Below are 15,624 nucleotides of genomic sequence, written 5' to 3' on the forward strand. Positions count from 1 at the left end.
CGAGGACCTTGTATAACTCTAGTGGGGGCCGTTGTATAACTTAAAATTCTTAGGAATGACTGGCAGCAGGCTCCATGAGCTGGCGTTTGAGAATCTTTCCGCTGTCGCCTTTGGGTAAAGTGGCTAGAAACACGAAATGCTTGGGAATTTTGAATTTGGCCAGATTCTTGGCGCAGTGGTTAAGCAGGTCCTCTGCGGTCAAATCGGGTTTTTGACGCACGATGAATGCCTTGCCCACTTCGCCCCATTTCTCATCAGGAACTCCGATGACAGCGGCCTCCAGCACGGCGGGGTGGGATCTGAGAATCTGTTCTACCTCGGGAGGGTAGACGTTTTCTCCACCAGAAATGAACATGTCCTTTTTGCGTCCCACCACATAGAAATAACCTTCTTCATCGCGACGAACCAGATCCCCAGTGTGAAGCCAGCCATCTTTGATGGTTTCTTGTGTTGCCTTTTCGTTATTCCAATAGCCTTGCATGATCATCGGGCCGCGCAGAACCAGTTCGCCGACTTGATTGCTGCCCAGTTCGTGTCCTTCATTATCCACGACCTTGGCATCTATATAGAAATTCGGAAAACCGATAGAGCCAATCTTGCGGATGGCATCTTCTTCATTCAAAGAAAACACATTCGGGCCAAACTCAGTCAGGCCGTAGCCCTGACGAACCGGCACGCCTTTCTTGTCCCAGGTTTTTATCAGCTCCAAAGGCATAGGCTCACCACCGACAATCGCATAGCGAATGCGGCTAAGATCCACAGATTTAAAGAGAGGTGATCGAGCCATCATGTCCATGGTTGTGGGGACACCAAATAGCAAAGTGGCCTTTTGTTCCTCGCTGAGGCGAAGAATCTGATCGGCATCGAACTTTTTCAAGAACACCACTTTGGCGCCACGATGTATGAACGGAGTCGTCAGAACATTCCAGCCACCAGTGTGGAAGAAGGGCAGGAAGATCACAGTGCAGTCTGTTTGTGAAATGTTCAGACGCAAAGTTGTGTTGATGGAATTCCAGAACAGCATTTTGTATGTCAGCACCGCACCTTTGGGACTTCCTGTGGTCCCCGAGGTGTACAAAATCATCACGGGATCTTCTTCAGTCGGAAGGAAAGCGGTTTCGCTACTGTCGGAAAAGGCCTCCAGTGCCGAGGCAAAGCTGTCAGAGCCTTGCAGGAAAAGCTTTTGCGGAACCACATCTGTAGAAAGATCTTCAATCAGATGGTTCAGGTTTTCCTGCAGTACCACCAGCTTCGGAGCGGAGTCCGTCAGAATGTGACGGACTTCCCTTTGTGTCAGACGGAAGTTGATCGGCACCATGATCGCGCCCAGACGCTGCAGGGCAAAGAAAAGAAACACATATTCCAGTTCATTGGTGGCCAAAACCGCAACGCGGTCGCCTTGGCCAACGTGGAAGTTTTGCTGAAGAAGCTTTGCTCCTTTGTTTGCCAATTCAAACAATCGTGCATAGGAAAACTCACGCCCGGTATCGCCATCTTGAATGGCGATATTTTGTGGCGAGTACATATTCCATTTTTTCAGCCAATCCAGTTCCATGTGTTCCTCTTGCTTAGACGACTATGTGTCGTAGCCCCATTCCAAGGCCAAGGCAGCCATGCTCATACCACCACCAGAGCCCAACATAAAGACCAAGTCCCCTTTTTTCATTTTCTTTTGGTAAGCCGCATCCGCCACGGCCATGCCGATGGAGGCGGAGCCCGTGTAGCCATAGCGATCCATCACGTAGTGGGCGCGCTCACGAGGCAGGGACAACTGATCCATGGTTTCGTAAATGCTTTGCACGTTAAACTGCGTGATAAAGAAGTGCTGGATGTCGGAAGGGTTCTTTTTAATACGATCCAGAATCTGATGAGTCAGGCGGGGCCAGTGAATCCCGTTGGTTTCAGGGGGAATGCGTTTCGGGAAGGCCAGCAGATGACCTTTGTTTTCAATGACCTGATGACTGACCGGTTGGGCCGTGCCCCCGGCATAGATGCCCATATAGTCATGATACTGACCATCAGTGTACATTTGGCTGTCGATAAAGCCGGAGCTGTCCTTGGAGGGTTGCAAAACAACAGCGCCCGCACCGTCGGCAAACAAGGAGGCGATTTTGTAATCATCGAAGTTCAGATACTTGCTCATGCCGTAAGCGCCGACCACCAGAACGTTTTTGTACTTGCTGTCGGCTGCAATGTATTTGGAGGCGATATCACAGCCCACCACGAAGCCGGCACAGGCTGTGTTGATGTCGTAGGTTCCTGCGTTAACGGCCCCCAGGCGATAAGCCACCACCGAGGCGGTGGAGGGAGAAAGGTAATCAGGTGTGTCGGTCGAAACAATGATCAGATCCAGATCCTTGGCAGTGATACCTGCGACTTTCATGGCCTCTTCGGCTGCAGGCAGAATCAAATCGGACGTGCGTTGTTCTGGATTCATCCAGCGGCGTTCGCGGATGTTTCTTTGCTCACTTAAGAAAGTTCCGATGTCTTTTTTGTAAAGATCATTAAAGTATTGATTGGTGATCACGCGTTCAGGCGCGTACATCCCGGTTCCTACAATGGTCGCTTTTCTTGTCGTGTTCATCGTTTATTCCTTTGCGATTTCGCTTATCTACAAATCAGTTTTGCCACTTTGGCAAGAAAACTTTTATAGAGCATTAACTCTATACTCCGAGCGAAAAAGTGCTTTTTCCTTTGACGGGTGGGGGGAGAGTCGGGGTACTCGTGACGTATGAACAATATTACTTTTGATTTCAAAAATAAAAATGCAGTTGTCACTGGTGGTGCTTCCGGCATCGGTTTCCAAATCACTCGCAGCTTCCTTGAAGCAGGTGGAAATGTTTCTATCTGGGATTATTCCGAGCAGGCTTTGCAGAACGCCAAGGCGGAACTTTCTCAGCACTCAGCGCAACTTCATTTGGCGCAAGTCGATGTTGGCAATCGTGATTCGGTTGCCAAGGCGGCGGCCTCCTTGCCGTGGGCTGTGGATATTCTTGTGAACAACGCGGGGATCACACGCGATAAGTCTTTCGCGAAGATGGCGCCCGAAGATTGGGATGCCGTGATCTCTACCAACCTGACTGGTTTGTTCAATGTGACGAAAACATTGTTGGAAAAATTCAATCCTCAATCCGCACACAAGCGTATCATCAGTATTTCGTCTGTGGTGGGATTGTATGGAAACTTCGGTCAGACCAATTATGCTGCCGCCAAGGCGGGGGTTATCGGTATGGCCAAAACCTGGGGTAAAGAATTGGGCCGCAAAGGCTTTACGTCCAATGCGATTGCTCCGGGCTTTATTGCAACGGCGATGACCAAGGCGATGCCGAAGGAAGTTCTGGAGGGCATGGCGGCGAAAGTTCCAGTCGCTCGTTTGGGTGAGGTGGAAGATATTGCAAATGCCTGTTTGTTCCTTGCCAGCGAGCAGGCAAGTTATATCAATGGCACTGTTCTCAGTGTTGATGGCGGTATTGTTCTGTAATAAATAAACTTTTTGAAGGAGTGACTTCGATGAGATCTCTGTTCTTGGCTTTGTTTGTCTTGGTATCAGGTTTCTTTGTGTCCTTGGAATCTTTGGCGAATGCCGAAGCGGTTAAGGGATTTGTGCAAATCACTCCGCAAAAAGAGCTTTTTGTGGATTATGTTCCGGCGAAAGAAAAGCAGCCAACGGTTGTTTTGGTTAACGGACTGACTTACAGCACCCGTCAATGGGAACGCTTTGTTGATGTCTTGGTAGCCAAAGGCGTGGGTGTTCTTCGCTATGATCCCATCGGGCAAGGGCAGACGCTTTTGAAGTATGCCCCGGTTGTAGCGCCGATTCCTGTGCAGGATCAGGTGCAGGACCTGAAAGTCCTTCTTGAGAAAATGAAATTAAAAGGTCCATTTAATATTGTTGGACTGTCTTATGGCGGTGGTGTGGCCGCAGGCTTCACCGCCGCTTATCCATCCTTGGTGAAGAATCTGATTATGATGGCGCCGTTCACGCGTCCTCTGGAGGGACAGGATCGCTGGATCAAATCCCAGATCTGGGCGACTCGTCAGATTTTCCCTTTTAACAAAATGACCGATGACGAGTTGTACGATCATTTCTTGCATCAGATCATCTATGCCACCTATCCGCAGGCAGAACCTGTGGTTCTGGAAAATCCCTTCAAGCTGGAAGCGACTTTCCGTCTGGTGCAGGGGATTCGTAAATTCCGCCCGGTGGATTTGACTCATGCGATCCCGGCCAAGTCCTTGCACTTGATGATTGCCCGCCAGGATCAGTACATCGAAACAAGCGTTCTGGATGAATACTGGGATGCGGTTCCAGCAGCGGCGCGCGCAAGCCGTCTTTATATCAACGGCTCTGAGCACAAAATGGTCGAAGCGGTTCCTTACTTCACGGCTTCCTGGGTTTATGAAATCGTGACGGGAAATAAATTGCTTTCTACAGGTCGTGACTTCGAAGGTTATCCCTTCCGAGGCGAGGCTCGCAGTGGGCAGGATCAGGTGACGGTGGGTCGCGAATGATTCACCACGAGGTTGTTTCCGGCGTCGTTCCCGAAAGCATTTTCTTTATCCACGGAAATCTGGCGTCCAATCGCTGGTGGTATCCGGCTGAAGAAATTTGGAAGCGACAGGCGGCCGGTAAAAGCTATTCCGGCTCTTTGATTTACGGCGAATTCCGTGGGTGCGGCAAAAGCACGCCTCCCCAAAGCAGTGACGAAGTAAATCTGCATCTATTTGCCGAGGATTTCATCGCGTTGTTAAAGTCGATGGGACCAGGGCCTTATCATGTTGTTGGACATTCCACCGGGGGTCTGATTGCGGCCTTGATGTTAGCCAAAGAGCCAAACCTGTTCCGCAAGGCGGTCTTGCTGGACCCTGTCGGAGCGCAGGGGATTACCTTTGATTCCTCCATGATTTCGGCGTTTGAAAAGATGAAGTTGGACAAGGATCTGACGGCTGCGGTGATCGGATCTACGATTCATAATAATAATGCCGATTCGGATTTCTTCCGCCAGGTGGTGGTGGAGGACGCCTTTAAAGCTGTGAAGGCTGTGGGTCACTGGGTCTTGGAAGCGCTTGATGGGCTTGATGTTCGCGGTGATTTGAAAACCGTTCAGCATGAAGTTTTGGTGCTGCACGGGGAGCATGACACCCTTCTACCTGAGGTTGATTCTCAGGCTCTGGCAGGCCTGTTTGTAAACGGAAAGTTCGAACGTATTGCCGGCCAAGGACACTGTCCAAACATTGAAAATCCCGAAAAGTTTGTGAACATCACTCGGAGTTATCTGTTTTCTTAAGGACACAGTCTTTTGCGGTGCATAATATCAACTAGTCCGGGGCGGCTTAATAGGTTGCCCATCGGTCTGTTTTCGGTTAGTTATCGATTAATAAATTACAATACTGTGACAAAACTACTTTGCGTCCCCTAGGGAGTGCCAACCTATGTCTGAAGCTAGAGATGAGTATAATCGTGGTGGTCTGCTGGCGTTTGCCTTTTCAATGGTATTCGTCTGTGCATTCTTCGTTTACATCGTTGTGATCAATAAAGGTGTTGATCTGGGTGAAAACGTTGTAGATCCAAATGCCCCTGTTGAAGAGGGTGCGGTTCCTGTTTTCGACATCGCGAAAGTACAAGAGCCATGGGTTTCCACTCCTGAAATGGTTGCTTACGGTAAAAAGTTCTTCGCCACAAACTGCGCTATGTGCCACGGTGCTGAGGGCAAGGGTGACGGTGCTGCGGGTGCGGGCCTGAATCCAAAGCCACGTAACTTGGTTGAAGGTAAGTGGACTCAAGGTGGCGGTCTTATCGCCCACTATCAAGTTCTACAAAATGGTATCAAGGGCACGTCCATGGCGGCTTATGCTCACTTCAAGCCAGCGGATCGCTGGGCTGTGATCCATTTCATTGAATCTATCACTGAAAACAAATCTAAAGACGATCCTGCTAAAGTTGCTGAGTTTGCAAAAACCGCACAATAATTAAGGATTTATTCATGCTTGCCGGTGAGCTTGTATTGAAAACAAAAGCAATGAGAGCGGCGCTGGCAGCGTCCGTTCTCGTTTTGTTTTCGGCTCAGGCGCCTGCTTACGATGGCAAGCCAGCTCCGATGGTGGCTAGTGAAAAGCCTCAAGAGCTTGAAGGGGTCGGCATCGACGAAAAGTTGGGTTCTAAAATCGACCTGACTATGAAAGTGAAAGACGACAATGGCCAGGAAGTGGCGTTGGGTTCTTTCTTCGATGGCAAGCATCCGGTGATTATTTCGCCGGTGTATTTTTCCTGTCCGGGTCTTTGTAACTTCCACTTGAACGGTCTGACCGACGCGCTCAAGTTGATGGATAAAGATTGGACGGTCGGTAAGAAGTTTAAGTTGCTGTCTGTGAGTTTTGACTCAAAAGAGACTCCCGACTTGGCGGCAAACAAAAAACAGACTTACATGAAACTGTATGATCGTGCAGGGGCTGAAAAGGACTGGCACTTCATTACAGCGGATGAATCCACAGTGCAGGCGTTGATGCAGGCCTTGGGATTCAAGTTCAGATGGGACGAGAAAGCTCAGGAGTGGGCACACGCTTCGGCGGCTATCGTGATCACTCCAGACGGAACGATCTCGCGCTATCTTCCGGGGATTATGTTTAATCCTCAGGACATCAAGATCGCTCTGAATGAAGCGACCGATGGTAAAATCGGAACCTTCGTCGACAGCTTGGTGCTTTATTGTTTTAAGTATGACCCACATCAAAGCAAGTACACGCTTGTCGCCTTCAACGTCATGAAGATGGGCGGAGCGGTAATGGTTTTGGTGATGGTAATTTGGTTATTGCCTGTATGGATCCGTGCTCGCAGAGAGCAGGAAAATACGGCGGGGAGATAAAGGTACATGATGTGGTTTAATTTAGCGAAGGCCCAATCCTTCATGCCCACGCAAGGAACCGAGATTGCGAAGCAGGTCGACAATCTATACGGATTTTTGCTTGTAACAAGTTTCATTGCCTGCGTGCTTGTCATCGGTGGGATGATCTACTTCGTCTGGAAGTACAGACGTAAGACTCCCAATGATAAAACAGCATATATCTCTCACAACACCGCTTTGGAGTTCTTGTGGTCGTTTATTCCACTTGTGATCTTCCTGGCTGTGTTCGGTTGGGGTTGGTACATTTATCACCAAATGCGCGCGATGCCTAAAGATGCGTTGGAAATCAACGTTTTGGGTAAACAGTGGGCTTGGGAAGTTGAATACAAAAACGGTTTCAAAGCCGTCAATGAGATCGTGGTGCCAATCAATCAGGATGTTAAGATTCTTCTGACGTCCTCTGACGTGATTCACTCCTTCTTTGTCCCATCTTTCCGTATCAAACAAGACGCGGTTCCAGGTCGTTACACGGCTTTGTGGTTCAGAGCGGATAAGCTGGGCGATTTCCACTTGTTCTGTACTGAATATTGCGGAACTTCCCACTCCGGCATGATCGGTAAGGTGAAAGTCGTTTCCCGCGAAGACTTCGACAAATATATGGAACAAGGTCAGGAAGAAAGAAATCTTCCGCTGGGTGAAAAAGGTAAGAAGTTGTTTGCGGTGAAGGCTTGTGCATCCTGCCACGCAGTGGACAGCCCGGCAACAATGGTTGGTCCTTCTTTGTTCCAGAAGTTTGGTCACGAAGAAGTTATGGATGATGGATCCAAGATCGTGTTTGACGAAAACTACATTCGTGAATCCATCCTAGAGCCGAATAAACATATCGTTAAAGGCTTCCCTAAAGGTGTAATGCCTACCTTCCAGGGTCAGTTGAACGAAAACGAACTCAGTGCTCTGGTCGAGTACATCAAGAATCTGAAGTAAGGAGTTGAGCATGGCGAATACTAAAGCTCACGGCGACAACTATATTAATTTTGAAAAAGGTCTCTGGTCTTGGCTGACCACGGTAGATCATAAACGTATCGGTTTGATGTACTTCATCACTGTTATGTTCTTCTTCCTGATCGGTGGGATCATGGCCCTGTTGCTTCGTTTGGAGCTTTTTGCTCCAAATACAGCTCCGAATGTGGGTCAAATCCTTGCAAACGGTGACGTTTATAATCAGGTCATGACATATCACGGGGCGATCATGGTCTTCATGGTTATCGTTCCTGGTATCCCGGCGATTTTGGGTAACTTCTTCCTGCCGCTGCAAATCGGCGCAAAGGACGTGGCCTTCCCGAAAATCAATCTTCTAAGCTGGTACTGCTTCATGGCGGGTGCGATCCTTGCGATTGCAACTTTCTTCACTACGAAGATTGATACAGGCTGGACGTTCTACACTCCTTATTCTATCAGAACGGGGACTGCGACGGCGATGATGGTTCTTGCGGCCTTCATCATGGGTATGTCTTCCATCCTGACAGGATTGAACTTCATCGTGACCGTGCACAAACTAAGAGCTCCTGGCATGACTATGCACAGAATGCCTTTGTTCATCTGGTCTTTGTATGCGACGGCGATCCTTCAGATGTTGGCGACTCCGGTTTTGGGTATCACATTGCTTCTTTTGGCAGTGGAAAGATTCCTGGGTATCGGTATCTTCGATCCTAAATTGGGCGGTGATCCGGTATTGTTCCAGCACTTCTTCTGGTTCTACTCTCACCCTGCGGTTTACATCATGGTTATCCCGGCAATGGGTATCATCTCTGAACTGATCACGACTTTCTCCAAGAAAGTGATCTTCGGTTACACAGCAATCGCTTACTCTTCTTTGGGTATCGCGGCGGTGTCCTTCTTCGTTTGGGGTCACCACATGTTCGTGTCCGGTCAGTCTGGTACAGCAGGTATCGTGTTCTCCTTCCTGACGATGCTGGTAGGGGTTCCAACGGCGATCAAGATGTTCAACTGGGTTGCGACATTCTATAAAGGTTCTGTCGAGTTCCGCTCTCCGATGTTGTATGCATTGGGCTTCATGTTCTTGTTCGCCATCGGTGGTGTGACAGGTATCATGTTGGCGACTCTTCCAATCGACGTTCACTTCCACGACACTTACTTCGTGGTGGCTCACTTCCACTACGTGATGGTGGGTGGTACTTTGATGGCGTTGATGGGTGGATACTATTACTGGTTCCCGAAAATGTTCGGTAAAATGTACAGCGAAGCGGCTGCGCGCATCTCCTTCGTGTTCATCTTCATCGGCTTTAACGTGACCTTCTTCCCTCAGTTCATCCTGGGTGCGATGGGTATGCCTCGTCGTTATTTCGACTACATCCCAGCCTATGAGACTCTGAACAAGATTTCCACTGTCGGTTCTTGGTTGATCGGTATTGGATTCTTGGTCGGTCTATACACAATTGTTCAAGGTCTTATGAAAGGTGAGAAAGCTCCGATGAATCCTTGGGGCTCTAAAACGTTGGAATGGCAAACGTCATCTCCTCCTCCTCACGACAACTTCAGTGTTGAACCAGTAGTAACAGCGGGGCCATATGAGTACAGATAATCACGCACACGGCGCTCACACAGCGCATGTCGCTCACCACTTTAAAACAGCCGAGCAGCAGTACTCCTCTGGTAAAGAGGGTATCTGGTTGTTCATGCTGACAGAGATCCTGATGTTCGGTGCGATCTTTGTTGGTTACTTCTACTACCACAATATGTATCCGGAGATGTTCGCAGAAGGTGCGAAATCCTTGGATTGGAAGATGGGCTTCGTGAACACCTTGGTGTTGATCTTCTCTTCCTTCACCATGGCTATTTCGATTTCCTTCATCCAGAAGAACGAGCAGAAGAAAGCGGCGTTGGCTTTGGCCACCACGATTCTGTGTGCCGCGATCTTCATGGTGATCAAGTACTTCGAATACCAGCATAAGTTCCACTTGGGCTTGTACCCAGGTAAGTTCCTGGACGCTGCGAAAGTGGGTGCAGAGCACGCCAACCTTGGTTTGTACTTCGGCTTCTACTACACAATGACAGGTCTTCACGGTATCCACGTTTTGATCGGTATCGGCTTGATCACTTGGTGTTTGATCCGTACGGTTCGCGGGGACTTCCACAGTCAGTACTGGATCCCGGTTGAAGGTGTTGGGTTGTTCTGGCACATCGTCGATTTGATCTGGATCTTCCTGTTCCCTCTTTTATATTTGGTGGGGTAATACATGGCTCAAAATAACGACAACAACGCATATGTTCTTCATCCACACATCACGCCAATGGCAACTTACTTCAAAGTTGCCTTGGCATTGTTTGGTCTGACTTTCCTGACAGTCTTTGCACACCAGTTCCATCACCAGATGGGTTCATGGGCAGCTCCAGTGGCATTCTTGATCGCCCTGGTCAAAGCGGCCCTTGTGATCCTTTGGTTCATGCACTTGAAGGACGACACTAAGATGAATCGTTTCATCTTCGGTATCGGATTCTTCTTCCTGGCGTTGCTATTTGCTATCTGTGCTTTGGACTTCGCAACTCGCGTTCCAGAGATCAGCCCACTTTAAGATCGTGCTACGTACTTACGCAGATCTTACCAAGTTTGGCATAGTCGTTTTCTCAGTTCTTGCGGGACTGGCCGGCTATGCCACCGGTTTTCAGATCGAAAACACATTTGATTGGAAAATCTTTTTAGAGACCCTGGCGGGGATTTATTTCCTCAGCTCGGGTTCTTTGGCGCTGAATCAGGTGCAGGACTGGCAGATGGATGCCAAGATGCCTCGCACAGCCAAGCGTCCGATTCCGTCTGGCAAAATAAAGCCGGCGGCGGCGGGTATTCTGGCTGTGTGCCTTCTGGTTGTGGGCTTGAATTTCCTATTCACGCTGGAGCCTGTGGCGGGCTGGATTGGTCTGTTCTGTGTGTTTCTTTACAATGGACCTTACACTTTGTGGTGGAAGCGCCGTTGGGCTTTTGCCGCGGTACCTGGAGCCATTCCTGGCGCCTTGCCGGTGACAATCGGCTATGCCGTAGCCAATCCTGACATCTGGAATTCTGAGTCCCTGTATTTGTTCCTGATTATGTTCTTGTGGCAGATGCCGCACTTCTGGGTGCTGGCGATTCGCTACAAGGATGATTATGCCAAGGGTGGTGTTCCTACTTTGCCTGTGGCTTTGGGGATGGACCGCACGATGTTCCAAGTGGGCCTGTATACTTTCGTATATGTGGGCGTGGCTTTGGCGGCACCGATGTTTGTTCACGCCAGCTGGATGTTCATCCTTCTGACGTTCCCGTTCTGCTTCAAAGTTCTGCAAGAGTTCTATCGCTACTATAAATCCAACGGCACTGAGCGCTGGTTGGCGTTCTTTATGTGGCTGAATGTTTCGATGCTGGTGTTTCTAATCATCCCAGTCATCGACAAATGGAATTTCTTATTTATTTCTCACAACTAGACGACTGTTGAAAACGGCCCAATCGACTGCGTTGTCGGGGCCCCTCCTTCTCTCCGACGTGCTTGGAGCACGCCGCCGTTTCGGATAAACCCCTCCGCCTTGCGCTTGAACCGTTTTGAACAGTCTTGGCGACTGCTTTTTTTGGCTGGCCTTCGGCGGCGCTGTCTTTATTTCTTTTTGAATTCTTCTGGGGTGTCGATCTGTGCGAACGGGTGGGCTTTTTGGAAGCTTTCCAGTTTTAGGCAGTTTTCGTTGATCTTCACCAGCGTTGGGTATTTGGAAATATCCACCTTGTATCTTTGTGATGTCAGAAGCTGTGGGATCAGGAACAGGTCGGCCATGGTGATTTCGTTGCCGAAGCTGTAGGTGCCTGAAAACTCTTTCAATGTTGTTTCTAAAACTTCCAGGCCCTGGTTGATCCAGTGTTGGGCCCATTCGTCTTTTTGGTTTTGGTCGTAGCCATGTTTGGTTTCCATGTACTTCAGGGTCTTCAGGTTGGCCATCGGGTGCATGAAGGAATTGATCACCTCGCACACCTGGCGGATGCGCGCTTTGGTGTAGGCGTCTTGGGGGAACAGGGGATGCTGTGGGAAGACTTCGTCCAGATATTCCATGATGGCAAAGGATTCCGGGATGATCTTTCCGTCGTGAACCAAAGTAGGGACACCCCCCAAAGGATTGATTCTTTTGTAGTCAGCGGAAAGTTGTTCGCCTTTTAAAAGATTGATCGGTTTGTATTCAAACTGCAGACCTTTGTAATGCAAGGCCAGGCGAACGCGGTAAGAAGTGGAGCTGCGAAAATAGTTGTAAAGTACCATCGAGGCCATATACTGACTCCTATTGAGTTTTATTGTTCGCGTGCTTTTGATACTCAGTCAAAGGACTTTTCGATGCCCAATCGTTTTATCTTTTCCCTGCGTTTTTCAACGAAAGTATTTCTTAAGCTCGGTTTTCTGGCTGTTACCCTGATCGCTTTCATGACGTTGTTCCGCATGAATCTGTACTTCCTGTCAGTGTTTCATGCGACACCGGATGCTGCGTTCGTTGAAATTGCGCAGTCTTTCTTCGCGGGGTTTCGATTTGATCTTCTGATCTTCGGCTTTATCTTCCTGCCGATTTATTTTCTATTGATGCTGCAGGCTTTTGCGCAGAAGTGGCCCAAGTCTTTGTTTGTGATCTATAAGCTCTACTTTTTGACTGTCTGGTTTGCCATCTGTGCTTTAACTTACTTGGACTTCTTCCATTTCGCAAAGTTTGGTCAGCGCATGCGCTGGGCCGAATACAGTCAGTGGAACTTTGAATCCTGGCTGCAGCAGTTTCAGACTATGCCGGCGAACCAGTCTTGGATATTCACAATCATCACGGTGCTTTTGTTCAGCCTGGGTTACATGCTGATCAAAAGTCTGAAATTCGGAGACTGGAAAGATGAATACTCACCACAGCCCGGTGGTAAAATCGAAATTGTCCTTAGAATACTTCTGCCTTTGATTGTTATCGTTCTTGCGGCGCGTGGAACAGTCGAGCCTCATCACCTTGCGTTGGAACACAGCGAGGTCTCCTTGGACAAGGTTATCAATGAGATGGCATTGAATGCCCCCTGGTGCCTCGACAAATAACTCGCGCGCCGGATCATTAGTTTTTAGCTGCGTTGCTTCGTCGGCGGCATACTTGTAGTACTCCTTTCTCATTGCGCCTTGTAAAAACTAATGCTTCGGCGTGCTGGTGTTGGTAGTATCTTAAGTGGATATTGAGTGACTCTGAATTGGATTTTCTTCTGGAGGATATAATGAAGAAGTTAGTTGTTGTTGTTGTGGCGGCTTTGGGGATGATGTCTTCGGTGGCTTTGGCTGATATTGATTATGGTTTGGAAGTGGGTATTCGTCAGCAGTCTGGTGAAGTGGATGCGGCGACGTCTTCTGCTAAATCTCAGATGGGTTTCCAGTTTGGGGCCACAGCTCATTTCCCGATTTCCGGTCCTTTGCATCTGCGCACAGGTATGCTGTTCACGCAAAGACCTTTGATTGCAAAAGATGATGCTTCCGGCGATGAGACAAAAATTAGCATAAACTATCTCGATATCCCAGTGGCATTGATGTACAAGTTCGAAGAATATGCTGGTGTGTTTGCCGGGGTTTCTTTGGGTATGAACTTGGATAGTTCCTGCGATGCGACTGGTTGCAAAGTAACAGATGTTAAATCGCCGCTGATTCCTTTGTTGATCGGTGCAAGCTTTAAGTTTGCCCCGCAGTTGGGTGCAACTTTGTATTATGAATCAGCAAGTGGTGAGGCTGCGAAAAATCTTAAAGACTATCGTGCCGTGGGTGCTAACTTGATGATCACTTTTGACTAAGGATTTGTGACGTGAAATTAGGTTCTTTGAAGTCTTCTGAAAGTAAGGATGGACAATTGTGTGTGATCAGCCGTGATCTTAAGACGGCAGTGAAGGCGACACATATTGCTCCCAGCCTGCGTGAAGCGATGGAAAAATGGTCTGAAAAAGAGTCTGCTTTGCAGAAGCTCTACACAGATCTGAATGAAGGTAAAGCCTCCGGCGCTTTTGCGGTGAAAGAAGACGACTTCCATTCGGCAATGCCTCGCACGTGGCTGTTTGCTGACGGTTCGGCTTTTATTTATCATATCAAGCTTGTTCGGATGGCCCGCAAGGCGGCGTTGCCGGAAACTTTGACCACTGTGCCTTTGATGTATCAGGGCGAATGTGGTCAGTTCCTGGCTCCGACGGAAGATATCCCGCAACGTGATTTTGCTCACGGCACGGATTTCGAGGGTGAAGTGGGTGTGATTACAGACAATGTTCCGATGGGTGTGACTCCTGAGGAAGCTTTGAAGTACATCCGCCTTTATGTGCTGATTAACGACGTATCGTTGCGTGGGCTGATCCCTGAAGAGCTGGCGCAAGGCTTTGGCTTCTTCCAAAGTAAACCAGCTTCCGCGCTGTCTCCGTTTGCGGTGACGGCGGATGAGCTGGGGTCGGCTTTGAAAGACGGCCGTATCCATCTTCCATTGCATGTAAAGTATAACGGAGAATTCTTCGGTAAGGCCAATGCGGGAGCTATGCACTTCCATTTTGGACAGTTGATTGCTCATGCGGCGAAGACGCGCAATCTGGCGGCTGGCACCATCATCGGCAGCGGGACCGTATCCAACGAAGAGCACGGCAATGGTTCAAGTTGTCTGGCAGAAAAGCGTATGATCGAACAGATTGAAACAGGAGCTATTAAAACTCCGTTCATGAAGTCTGGTGATACTGTCGAGATGCAAATGCTGAATGAAAAAGGCGAAAGTATCTTCGGAAGAATTTTCCAAAAGGTGAAGGCCGTTTAAGCCTTCACCCATCTTTTTGAAGCTCTTTGATCTTAAAGAGCTTCAATCACTCCACACGCAATGCGTGCGCCGGAGTTGCCAGCAGGCTGAGATTTCAAATCATCTTTGTCTTTGTGAATAACCACAGCTTTACCAATGATGCTTTCAGGACCTTTCATGGTCATGCCATCAATGATCAAAGTGGTGTTGGCCTTGCTTTTGTTGTCTGCCACTAGATTGCCCAAGTCACCCACATGACGGCCGGCCACATCGTGACCTGCATGGGTGCCCTTGCTTGGATTGAAGTGGCCGCCAGCGGAAGAGAAGTCCGCTGCAGAACAGTCACCATTTTCATGGATATGGAATCCGTGAGGACCTGGTTTGATACCTTCAACCATTGTTTCGATTTTCATTTTACCGTTTTCTTCGGTGAAGTGGATGATGCCTTTAAGTTTGGACCCTTTAACAGTCTTCAAAACAGCCTGAGCTTTTTGTGGAGCTGCAGCCGCTGCTTCATGATTGTGATGATCATGGTGGTGTGTTTCGGCGGCCTTTTCCTTCTGTGCACAAGCAGCCATGGAAAGAGATACAAGCCCGATGAGTAACATGTTTTTCATATGAGATCCCCTTTCAGTGATTTATATGCAAAACAGTTTACTCATCAGAACTTGTCCGTGTCATTACCCATTCGCAAAATAAGCGACAATACCGACCAGGATAAAAACGCTCAGATAAAAGTAGATGACCACGCGGCCCAAGCGGATTTTAGGAGCCAATCTGGCTCTGGTTTCAAGAGTCGTCATAAGGCCTCCTTTACTTCTTTGTATTATCTCATGTTCTGAGAAGGCCACTCCAATAGATAAAAGCTAAGAGCGCTATAGAGAAAACCTTCAGGTCCCGCGTCCAGAGAGGTCTAGTTTTTGGTGGAAGTGGCCTTCACAGGCATCGTCATAGGGCATCAACCAGTGACCATTTAGAGAGCGAG

The 15,624-nt window shown here is 48.7% G+C and carries 18 protein-coding genes; 13 read left to right on the forward strand and 5 right to left on the reverse strand.

What is annotated here, in order from left to right:
* Positions 1 to 49: 49 nt before the first annotated feature.
* On the reverse strand, positions 50 to 1,555 hold the full coding sequence (locus tag ACZ50P_RS01245; protein WP_464132888.1) for an acyl-CoA synthetase: 1,506 nt from the start codon (positions 1,553 to 1,555) through the stop codon (positions 50 to 52).
* A 21-nt stretch (positions 1,556 to 1,576) separates the two neighbouring features.
* Positions 1,577 to 2,584 carry a ketoacyl-ACP synthase III gene (locus ACZ50P_RS01250; RefSeq protein ID WP_464132890.1) on the reverse strand — a complete coding sequence of 336 codons (1,008 nt, stop codon included), beginning with the start codon at positions 2,582 to 2,584 and terminating at the stop codon, positions 1,577 to 1,579.
* Positions 2,585 to 2,731: 147 nt separating this feature from the next.
* Between ACZ50P_RS01250 and fabG the strand changes: the two genes are divergently transcribed.
* From fabG to ACZ50P_RS01300, 10 genes are all read left to right on the forward strand, one after another.
* Positions 2,732 to 3,481 (forward strand): 3-oxoacyl-ACP reductase FabG, encoded by a 750-nt coding sequence (gene fabG, locus ACZ50P_RS01255; RefSeq protein WP_464132891.1) that lies wholly within the window; start codon positions 2,732 to 2,734, stop codon positions 3,479 to 3,481.
* 29 nt (positions 3,482 to 3,510) lie between these two features.
* Positions 3,511 to 4,512 (forward strand): alpha/beta fold hydrolase, encoded by a 1,002-nt coding sequence (locus ACZ50P_RS01260; RefSeq protein ID WP_464132893.1) that lies wholly within the window; start codon positions 3,511 to 3,513, stop codon positions 4,510 to 4,512.
* On the forward strand, positions 4,509 to 5,288 hold the full coding sequence (locus ACZ50P_RS01265) for an alpha/beta fold hydrolase (protein WP_464132895.1): 780 nt from the start codon (positions 4,509 to 4,511) through the stop codon (positions 5,286 to 5,288). The genes ACZ50P_RS01260 and ACZ50P_RS01265 overlap by 4 nt, the downstream gene beginning before the upstream one ends.
* A gap of 145 nt (positions 5,289 to 5,433) precedes the next feature.
* Positions 5,434 to 5,970, forward strand: coding sequence for a c-type cytochrome (locus tag ACZ50P_RS01270; RefSeq protein WP_464132896.1), 537 nt, complete (start codon positions 5,434 to 5,436; stop codon positions 5,968 to 5,970).
* A 35-nt stretch (positions 5,971 to 6,005) separates the two neighbouring features.
* Positions 6,006 to 6,863 carry an SCO family protein gene (locus ACZ50P_RS01275; RefSeq protein WP_464119721.1) on the forward strand — a complete coding sequence of 286 codons (858 nt, stop codon included), beginning with the start codon at positions 6,006 to 6,008 and terminating at the stop codon, positions 6,861 to 6,863.
* Positions 6,864 to 6,869: 6 nt separating this feature from the next.
* The gene (gene coxB / locus ACZ50P_RS01280; RefSeq protein ID WP_464132899.1) at positions 6,870 to 7,826 is read left to right on the forward strand and encodes a cytochrome c oxidase subunit II; all 957 of its coding nucleotides are present in this window, start codon (positions 6,870 to 6,872) and stop codon (positions 7,824 to 7,826) included.
* A 10-nt stretch (positions 7,827 to 7,836) separates the two neighbouring features.
* A complete protein-coding gene (ctaD, locus tag ACZ50P_RS01285) occupies positions 7,837 to 9,444 on the forward strand; it encodes a cytochrome c oxidase subunit I (protein WP_464132900.1) in 1,608 nt (535 codons plus the stop codon).
* Positions 9,431 to 10,096, forward strand: a complete 666-nt coding sequence (locus tag ACZ50P_RS01290; protein WP_464119727.1) for a cytochrome c oxidase subunit 3 family protein — start codon at positions 9,431 to 9,433, stop codon at positions 10,094 to 10,096. The genes ctaD and ACZ50P_RS01290 overlap by 14 nt, the downstream gene beginning before the upstream one ends.
* Positions 10,097 to 10,099: 3 nt before the next feature.
* Positions 10,100 to 10,435 carry a cytochrome C oxidase subunit IV family protein gene (locus tag ACZ50P_RS01295; protein ID WP_464119729.1) on the forward strand — a complete coding sequence of 112 codons (336 nt, stop codon included), beginning with the start codon at positions 10,100 to 10,102 and terminating at the stop codon, positions 10,433 to 10,435.
* A gap of 4 nt (positions 10,436 to 10,439) precedes the next feature.
* A complete protein-coding gene (locus ACZ50P_RS01300) occupies positions 10,440 to 11,318 on the forward strand; it encodes a UbiA family prenyltransferase (protein WP_464132902.1) in 879 nt (292 codons plus the stop codon).
* Between the two features lie 167 nt (positions 11,319 to 11,485).
* On the opposite strand, the gene maiA is transcribed toward ACZ50P_RS01300, so the two are convergent.
* On the reverse strand, positions 11,486 to 12,145 hold the full coding sequence (gene maiA / locus ACZ50P_RS01305) for a maleylacetoacetate isomerase (RefSeq protein ID WP_464132904.1): 660 nt from the start codon (positions 12,143 to 12,145) through the stop codon (positions 11,486 to 11,488).
* Positions 12,146 to 12,208: 63 nt separating this feature from the next.
* Between maiA and ACZ50P_RS01310 the strand changes: the two genes are divergently transcribed.
* The 3 genes from ACZ50P_RS01310 (at position 12,209) to ACZ50P_RS01320 (ending at position 14,660) form a co-directional block, all read left to right on the forward strand.
* Positions 12,209 to 12,934 (forward strand): hypothetical protein, encoded by a 726-nt coding sequence (locus tag ACZ50P_RS01310; protein ID WP_464132905.1) that lies wholly within the window; start codon positions 12,209 to 12,211, stop codon positions 12,932 to 12,934.
* A gap of 170 nt (positions 12,935 to 13,104) precedes the next feature.
* The gene (locus ACZ50P_RS01315) at positions 13,105 to 13,668 is read left to right on the forward strand and encodes an outer membrane beta-barrel protein (protein ID WP_464132908.1); all 564 of its coding nucleotides are present in this window, start codon (positions 13,105 to 13,107) and stop codon (positions 13,666 to 13,668) included.
* 11 nt (positions 13,669 to 13,679) lie between these two features.
* A complete protein-coding gene (locus ACZ50P_RS01320) occupies positions 13,680 to 14,660 on the forward strand; it encodes a fumarylacetoacetate hydrolase family protein (RefSeq protein WP_464132909.1) in 981 nt (326 codons plus the stop codon).
* A 32-nt stretch (positions 14,661 to 14,692) separates the two neighbouring features.
* On the opposite strand, the gene ACZ50P_RS01325 is transcribed toward ACZ50P_RS01320, so the two are convergent.
* Entirely contained in the window at positions 14,693 to 15,256 is a 564-nt protein-coding gene (locus ACZ50P_RS01325; RefSeq protein WP_464119740.1) for a superoxide dismutase family protein, read from the reverse strand.
* Positions 15,257 to 15,319: 63 nt separating this feature from the next.
* Positions 15,320 to 15,442, reverse strand: coding sequence for a hypothetical protein (locus tag ACZ50P_RS01330; RefSeq protein ID WP_262554655.1), 123 nt, complete (start codon positions 15,440 to 15,442; stop codon positions 15,320 to 15,322).
* Positions 15,443 to 15,624: the final 182 nt, after the last annotated feature.

It is taken from the genome of Bdellovibrio sp. CKG001 (assembly GCF_055397465.1).